At 47.7% G+C, this 6,592-nt stretch carries 8 protein-coding genes; 5 read left to right on the plus strand and 3 right to left on the minus strand.

The window, feature by feature from the left end:
• Window positions 1-381, minus strand: a 381-nt coding sequence (locus Q0338_RS10270; protein ID WP_298086639.1) for a pyridoxamine 5'-phosphate oxidase family protein, incomplete at its 3' end; no start/stop codon positions are given.
• A 10-nt stretch (window positions 382-391) separates the two neighbouring features.
• On the minus strand, window positions 392-769 hold the full coding sequence (locus tag Q0338_RS10275) for a hypothetical protein (protein WP_298086640.1): 378 nt from the start codon (window positions 767-769) through the stop codon (window positions 392-394).
• Between the two features lie 86 nt (window positions 770-855).
• On the opposite strand from Q0338_RS10275, the gene Q0338_RS10280 reads away from it, so the two are divergent.
• The 5 genes from Q0338_RS10280 to gdhA all read left to right on the plus strand — a co-directional run bounded on the left by Q0338_RS10280 (window position 856) and on the right by gdhA (window position 5,302).
• Entirely contained in the window at window positions 856-1,371 is a 516-nt protein-coding gene (locus Q0338_RS10280) for an ATP/GTP-binding protein (RefSeq protein WP_298086641.1), read from the plus strand.
• A gap of 54 nt (window positions 1,372-1,425) precedes the next feature.
• Complete coding sequence (locus Q0338_RS10285) at window positions 1,426-2,121, plus strand: dUTP diphosphatase (RefSeq protein ID WP_298086642.1); 696 nt, start codon at window positions 1,426-1,428, stop codon at window positions 2,119-2,121.
• Window positions 2,122-2,538: 417 nt separating this feature from the next.
• Window positions 2,539-3,273 carry an EI24 domain-containing protein gene (locus Q0338_RS10290; RefSeq protein ID WP_298086643.1) on the plus strand — a complete coding sequence of 245 codons (735 nt, stop codon included), beginning with the start codon at window positions 2,539-2,541 and terminating at the stop codon, window positions 3,271-3,273.
• A gap of 61 nt (window positions 3,274-3,334) precedes the next feature.
• Window positions 3,335-3,523 (plus strand): hypothetical protein, encoded by a 189-nt coding sequence (locus tag Q0338_RS10295; protein ID WP_002949209.1) that lies wholly within the window; start codon window positions 3,335-3,337, stop codon window positions 3,521-3,523.
• A gap of 420 nt (window positions 3,524-3,943) precedes the next feature.
• On the plus strand, window positions 3,944-5,302 hold the full coding sequence (gene gdhA, locus Q0338_RS10300) for an NADP-specific glutamate dehydrogenase (RefSeq protein ID WP_298086644.1): 1,359 nt from the start codon (window positions 3,944-3,946) through the stop codon (window positions 5,300-5,302).
• A gap of 446 nt (window positions 5,303-5,748) precedes the next feature.
• Here the strand turns inward: gdhA and Q0338_RS10305 are convergent, their stop codons facing one another.
• Window positions 5,749-6,522: an ABC transporter ATP-binding protein gene (locus Q0338_RS10305; protein ID WP_298945391.1), complete on the minus strand. Its 774-nt coding sequence runs from the start codon at window positions 6,520-6,522 to the stop codon at window positions 5,749-5,751.
• Between the last annotated feature and the right edge of the window lie 70 nt (window positions 6,523-6,592).

The raw sequence follows: 6,592 nt of genomic DNA on the forward strand, positions 1-6,592 counted from the left end.
CCCAAACCCCAACGCATTATGCGTAAATTTAACCCAGCCAAGGCTCAAAGCGTAAAGGCTCGGGTTCATCGCCAAAGCGTAAGGAAAGCGCGCGAAGTAGATTTTCCTCTGCTGTGCGGTTGCGGGAGCGGCTATGGCGCGAAACTGCACGCCCTCTATCTTGCCCACCACCTTCGTATCAAGCGCGACTGTTCCGGCTACGTCGGGCTCTGCTAAAAACGCCTTCACGTGAGCGCTCTGCTCGCCGCCTGCTACGATAAAAGCCAAATTTCCCTCGTCAAAGGCGTAAAAGCAGCTCGCGCAGTATGGCTTGCCGTCATCTAAAACAGCAAGGCTAAGCAGGTGCATTTTGCGGATAAATTTTAAAATTTTTTCATCCATTTCGTCCGCCTTAAGCGCTAAAAATTTGAGCCAAATTTGCCGAAACCCAGCTAAAATTTAGCGCCAAAAAGCAAGCTAAAACTAGCCAAAAAGCAAATATAAAAAGCTCTATTTTAACAAATTTAGCTCCCGCTTTTTCGCGTTTAAATAGTGTCACCGCAAGCCCAGCCGCAAAGCCGCCGATAAAGCTAAAATAGTGCACCGCCGCGGGCTTAACGAAGCTTGGCAGTTTGCCCGCGAAAAATAGCGAAAATATCGTAAGCGAGATCAAATTTGCCAGTAAAAAATAAAACGCGACGACGGGAATTTGCGGGAAAAATCCGTGCAAAACAAAGCTCAAAACGGTCGCGCTAATGAGCAAAAATACGCGCGCGGCAAAACAGCACATTTTCATCCTTTTTTGCGTGATTTTAGCGCAAGGGGTATTAAGAAAAAAGAAATTTAGCCGATATAAAGCCAAAAGGACGGCAAATCATGAAACTACAAAACTACCAAAGCGCGAGCCTAAACAGCTTTGATTTTAGCTTTAAAACCAGCAGCGGCGACGAGATAAATCTAAAAATGTACGACAACAAAACCGTAGACTATGCTAGCGCCAAAACAGCCGGCGCATCGGCATCCGCGCTCACTCTCACGCACGAGTACGGATATAGCTTCTCGTATAAAGGCGACGGACTGGACGCTTGCGATAAAGAGGAGCTGGCAGCCGCTCTAGAAAAGATAGCGCCTAGCATAGATAAATTTATGAAAAACGTCAAAGAGGGCGAGGATTGGGTATTTTCGCGCGTGACAAATCTCGCAAACTCCCTTCGCAAAGAGCTTCCCGAGATAAAAGACGCAAATCATAAAAATTTTATCGCAGACGGCACGCTAAAGCTTTTTGATAGGCTGATGGAGCAAAATAAAGCGGACGCCAAGCTGCTGCAAAACTCCAAAAAGCTCTTTGACGAGCTCATTTCTCAGCTGGATAGCTTTAAATTTTACGTTTAGTTCGCGGTTTAAAATTTTCGCTATAATTCATAAATTTTAAAAATAGGAAAATTTATGAACGCGAATGAAAAAATCACCCAAATGCTAAATCTCCAGCAGAGCCTAAACGACGATACCAACGGCATCGGCTGGGAAAACGGCGTCAACAAAAACGGCAAACTCATCAGCTGGAAACGCTGCATATATATGGAGTGCGCCGAGCTCATAGATAGCTTTGCCTGGAAGCACTGGAAAAGCATAAACGCACCGACAAATGAAGAAAATCTGCGCGTCGAGGTCGTGGATATCTGGCACTTTTTGATGAGTTTGATGCTCGAGCAGTACAAGCTAAATAACCTCGGCGACATCGCAAAGCTATCAAGCGATATCTGCGCTAGCAGCGGCTTTGAGGCGTTTTGCCGCGAGCCGTTTAACGTCGCTGACGAAAACATCTACGAGATCATAAACGACGTCGAAATGCTCATAAATAAATGCTCGGGCTTTGAGTATTCGCTCTTTGACCTGCTTAAAATTTACTTCACGATGAGCCTAAAATGCGGCGTAAATCTCAGCTCGCTTTACGAGTGCTACGTCGGTAAAAACGTGCTAAACCGCTTCCGCCAAGACCACGGCTACAAAGAGGGTGCGTATAAAAAGGTCTGGAACGGCAAGGAAGATAACGCCGTGATGAACGAGATCCTCGCTCGCGGGCTAAAAAGCGTGGACGAGATCTACGCCGCGCTCGAGGCCGAGTACAAGGCGGTAAAATAAAATTTGACGGCTTTGCGGGCCAAATTTGCGCTTGGGTCGTTAAATTTAGCAAATTTAACTCGTCGCCAGGCAGTTTAAGTCGTGGGTTGCTTAAATTTGAGCGCGGCTTAGCTGTGCTAGCTAAAATGCCGCCGTTTAATCTGTAAAATTTGCGCTACTTGCAAGCTCTCGCGTAGTTAGCCGATCCAAGTAAAAAATGGATCAAATTTGAGTAAATTTAGCTAAATTTGCAGCCTATTTTAAATCGGTCAAATTTAGCCGCGAAGTCTATACTCGCGTTAAATTTGCGCGCCATTGGAAACATTCGCCGCGCCGCTTTGCGCAAAGCAAAAAATGCGTGTCAAATTTAGAAAAGCCGCCGCGCCAAACGCCCTTTCGTCGCATGACGGCTATAAAATTAAACAAAATGGAGATTCGTTGTTCGCTGATATTTTACGCCTTTCGATAAAGGACCTTTTTACGCCCAAATTTATTGCGCTTTCTATCTTACCACTCGTTTTTTCTGCGATCATCATCGCAGCGATCGCGATGTTTGGCGGCCGCGAGCTATACGAGGCGCTAAACGCGGCCGTATCGGGCGAGGCAGGCGCGCTGGCCGAATATCCGATGGTGGCTAAAATCCTTAGCCTAGGCATCGCAAAATGGCTCATCGGCGCGATATTTTACGCCGTCGGCGCATATCTGGTCGTCATGCTTTCGGTTTTTTGCGCGCTCGCGGTTGCGGGCTTTCTCACTCCGACGATCGCGCGCGAGATAAACCGCAGGCACTACCGCGTGGACGAGGCGCAGCTAGCAAACGTCAGCCTAGCTCGCCAAACGGCTCTCATGGGTCAAATTTTGCTCAAATTTTTCCTGATCGCGCTTATTTGCGTGCCGATTTTAGCAGTGCCCGCGCTAAATTTCCTCGCCCTGCACCCGGCGTTTTTTTATCTTTATTATTCGCTGCTTTTCATCGACGTCGCGCCAAATGCTCTCTCGCGGCACAAATTCGAGCTTTACTTGCTGGACTACGGCGGATATAAATTTAAAGCCGCCGCGCTGTGCTTTTACCTGCTATGCTTAGTGCCTATTTTCGGGCTTTTCTTGCAGGTTTTTTTCGTTATTTATTTTTCGCATTTTTTCTTTTTACGCGAGACTTCGCGCTTGACGTAAATCATTTCAAATCAGCGAAAAACTAAATAAAATAAGCCGAAATTTTTAAAAAGGAAAACAAATGAGAACTGAAAATATCGTAGTTTGCAACGTCTGCGGACAAAAAAGCACGGAAAACGAAAACGCCGTATTTATCCGCGCCCACAAAAACGGCGAAGAGGTCGATATCTGCACGGCATGCATCCCTAGCGTCATCCACGGCTCGGGCCTAGTCGTTCGCAGCAACGACGAAATCAAAGAGGATATGTAATCAAATTTTAGCCCGCTTTGGGCTAAAATTTACGTTCTGACTCGTTTTTAGCGAATTTAACCCACTCAAATTTGCTAAAAATTTGACCGAATAAAATTTAAGCTGGTAAATTTAACGAAACCGACCGCAAATTTACCGATAAATTTCAAATTTAACTAAAACTCATCCAAATACGCAAAATCGCGCAGCCGTAAATTTCAAGCTCCTAAATTTAACATAACCGTATCCGAGACGATCAAAATTAACGCTAAAGCGTAAAATAATGTCACGATAAATTTACTAAAAAGTTATGTTTAATAAATTTAGTTTCGATACGTAACACTTATCGCCTAAAATAAAAATATAAAAATAAATTTAAATAAAAATTTTTTCTAGGAGAGTTAATATTCAACTACTAAAATTTGACGAATAGGAGCGAAGATGAGCGAGTACATCGAAAAAACGATGGAGTGGATAAAAAGAACCAATCCGGGCCAAGGCGTGTTCGTGCAGGCTGCGACCGAGGTGCTGGGCAGCCTCGAGCCGCTTATAAAAAAAAAGAGCAAATACCAAAAACACGCTATCTTAGAGCGCATCGTGATACCTGAGCGTACGGTGATATTTCGCGTCACGTACACGGGCGACGACGGCAGACCGCAGGTGCATAACGGCTACCGCATACAGTTTAACTCAGCCGTGGGCCCCTATAAAGGCGGCATCAGACTGCACCCGAGCGTCGATCTTGGCGTGCTAAAATTTTTAGGATTTGAGCAAATTTTCAAAAACTCGCTAACGGGCGTAAACATCGGCGGCGCAAAGGGCGGCAGCACCTTTGATCCAAAAGGCAAGAGCGAGGGCGAGATAATGCGCTTTTGCCAAGCATTTATGAGCGAGCTATACCGCCACATCGGCAACACCGTGGACGTGCCCGCAGGCGACATCGGCGTGGGCGCGCGCGAGATCGGCTATATGTTTGGGCAGTATAAAAAACTCACGGGTAGATTTGACGGCATACTAACGGGCAAGGGGCTAAACTGGGGCGGCAGCCTAGCGCGCACGGAGGCGACGGGATACGGATTAGTCTATTTTACGCAAAATATGCTCAAAAGAGCGGGCCTTGGGCTAGAGGGCAAAAAATGCAGCATAAGCGGTAGCGGAAACGTCGCCATATACACGGTAGAAAAGCTCTATCAAGTAGGCGCGCTGCCTATCACGGTTTCTGATTCAAACGGATACGTTTACGACGCCGAGGGCATCGATCTAGCGGTGCTTAAAGAGCTAAAAGAAGTCAAACGCGCGCGCCTTAGCGAATACGTCAAATTTAGACCGAACGCAAAATACGTAAGCGTAAGCGAATATAAAGAGGGCAGAAACGGCGTCTGGGACGTGCCGTGCGATGGAGCGTTTCCGTGCGCGACGCAAAACGAGCTTCACCTAGCCGACATAAAGACGCTCTACGCTAACGGCTGTCGCTTCGTCGCCGAGGGGGCAAATATGCCAAGCACGCTTGATGCGATAAATTTTATGCTAGCGCAAAAGGATTTTTACTTCGCTCCGGCAAAGGCGGCAAACGCGGGCGGCGTGGGCACGTCAGGCCTAGAAATGATGCAAAACGCCGGCATGACCGCGTGGAGCTTTGAAAAGGTCGATCACAGACTGCACGGCATCATGAATCATATCTTTGAGCTTAGCTACGAAACTAGCAAGGAGTTTGGCGACGAGGGAAATCTGGTGCTTGGCTCAAATATCGCGGGCTTTCGCAAGGTAGCCGATGCGATGATAGATCAGGGATATGTGTAAATTTGCCTTGAAGGCTCGTTTTACTGCGCTTTTGCAAACGAGCCTTTTTGGAGGGATTTTGCTTCGCTTTAGCAAGACCGCTTTAACGAAGCAAATTTTAATCATTTCCGGCGCGCAACGCGGGAGAAAAATAAAAGCCGCCCAAATTTGCGAGCCTTAAATTTAACGCCGATTTTACTCAAGGCGCAAACCCGTAGCCGTCAAATTTACAGAGCCGAGCCGACTAAAACCAGCCAAGGCTCGGCCAAATTTTATAAGCCTCAAATTTAAGCTAAATTTGAGAGCAAAATAGCCAAATAACGAGCCAAAGACGTCAAATTTGCAAGGTAGATACGCACGCCTCGCTCCTTATGCGCAAAATTTATCCGCCCCGCCGCGTGCGCCCGTTGCTCATTCTTTTTGATTTTGCCTAGCGCAAATTTACGCCGCTTCTCGCGCGCCGTAACTCACAGCGGATGCGTGAGGCAGCACTTTCTAGTTACTTGCTCGATGTACTCCACGCTCAAATTTAGCCCGTAAAGCTTGCTTAGATGCTCGCTTTCTATGATCTCGTCCACGGTGCCAAAAGCCACCTCGCCTCCGCCCTTAACCAGCGCCACGTAGCCGCCTAGAAGCACGGCAAAATCGGGATTATGTGTGGTTAGCACGATGGTGTAGCCTTGCTCTTTTAGCTGCTTAACGGTGCGTAGGAATTTATACTGATTGCCAAAGTCCAGCGCCGAGGTCGGCTCGTCAAACACGATTATCTCGGGCTTTGCGGCCATCGCGCGCGCGATCGAGCACATCTGCTTTTGCCCGCCGCTCATCTGAGTGATAAATTTATCCTCAAGGTGCGTGATTTCAAGCTTCGCGGTAAATTCCTTCGCTATCGCCGTGTCCTCCTCGCTAGGCCGCGCAAAGATACCCAGATGCGCCGCTCGCCCCATCGTGATAAACTCAAGACCCGTGTAGTCGTACTCGCAGATCTCGCTTTGAGCGACGTAGGCCATGATTTTGGCGCGCTCTTTGTTGCTAAGCTCGGCGCTGTTTTTGCCGCCCAGCCAAACTTCGCCCGAGTGCGGCGTCTGCGTGCCGCTGATTAGGCTTAGCATGGTCGATTTGCCCGCGCCGTTTCGCCCGAGTATCGTTAGGATTTCGCCTTTGCCGACGCGTAAATTTACGTTTTCTAGCCTACCGGCGCCGTTTGGATAGGCGAAATTTAGATTTTTTACTTCTAACATCACGCGACCTTTTTGTTTCGCCAGAGTACCCAGACGAAAAATATCGTGCCGATAAAGCCCGTAAGTACGC

The organism is uncultured Campylobacter sp., from assembly GCF_938018145.1.
Lineage (GTDB): Bacteria > Campylobacterota > Campylobacteria > Campylobacterales > Campylobacteraceae > Campylobacter_A.

What these genes read in the sequence shown, in the direction of transcription:
- gdhA (WP_298086644.1), top strand. Translation starts at nt 3,944, where the DNA reads ATGAGCGAGTACATCGAAAAAACGATGGAGTGGATAAAAAGAACCAAT.
- Q0338_RS10275 (WP_298086640.1), bottom strand. Translation starts at nt 769, where the DNA reads ATGTGCTGTTTTGCCGCGCGCGTATTTTTGCTCATTAGCGCGACCGTT.
- Q0338_RS10280 (WP_298086641.1), top strand. Translation starts at nt 856, where the DNA reads ATGAAACTACAAAACTACCAAAGCGCGAGCCTAAACAGCTTTGATTTT.
- Q0338_RS10305 (WP_298945391.1), bottom strand. Translation starts at nt 6,522, where the DNA reads ATGTTAGAAGTAAAAAATCTAAATTTCGCCTATCCAAACGGCGCCGGT.
- Q0338_RS10285 (WP_298086642.1), top strand. Translation starts at nt 1,426, where the DNA reads ATGAACGCGAATGAAAAAATCACCCAAATGCTAAATCTCCAGCAGAGC.
- Q0338_RS10295 (WP_002949209.1), top strand. Translation starts at nt 3,335, where the DNA reads ATGAGAACTGAAAATATCGTAGTTTGCAACGTCTGCGGACAAAAAAGC.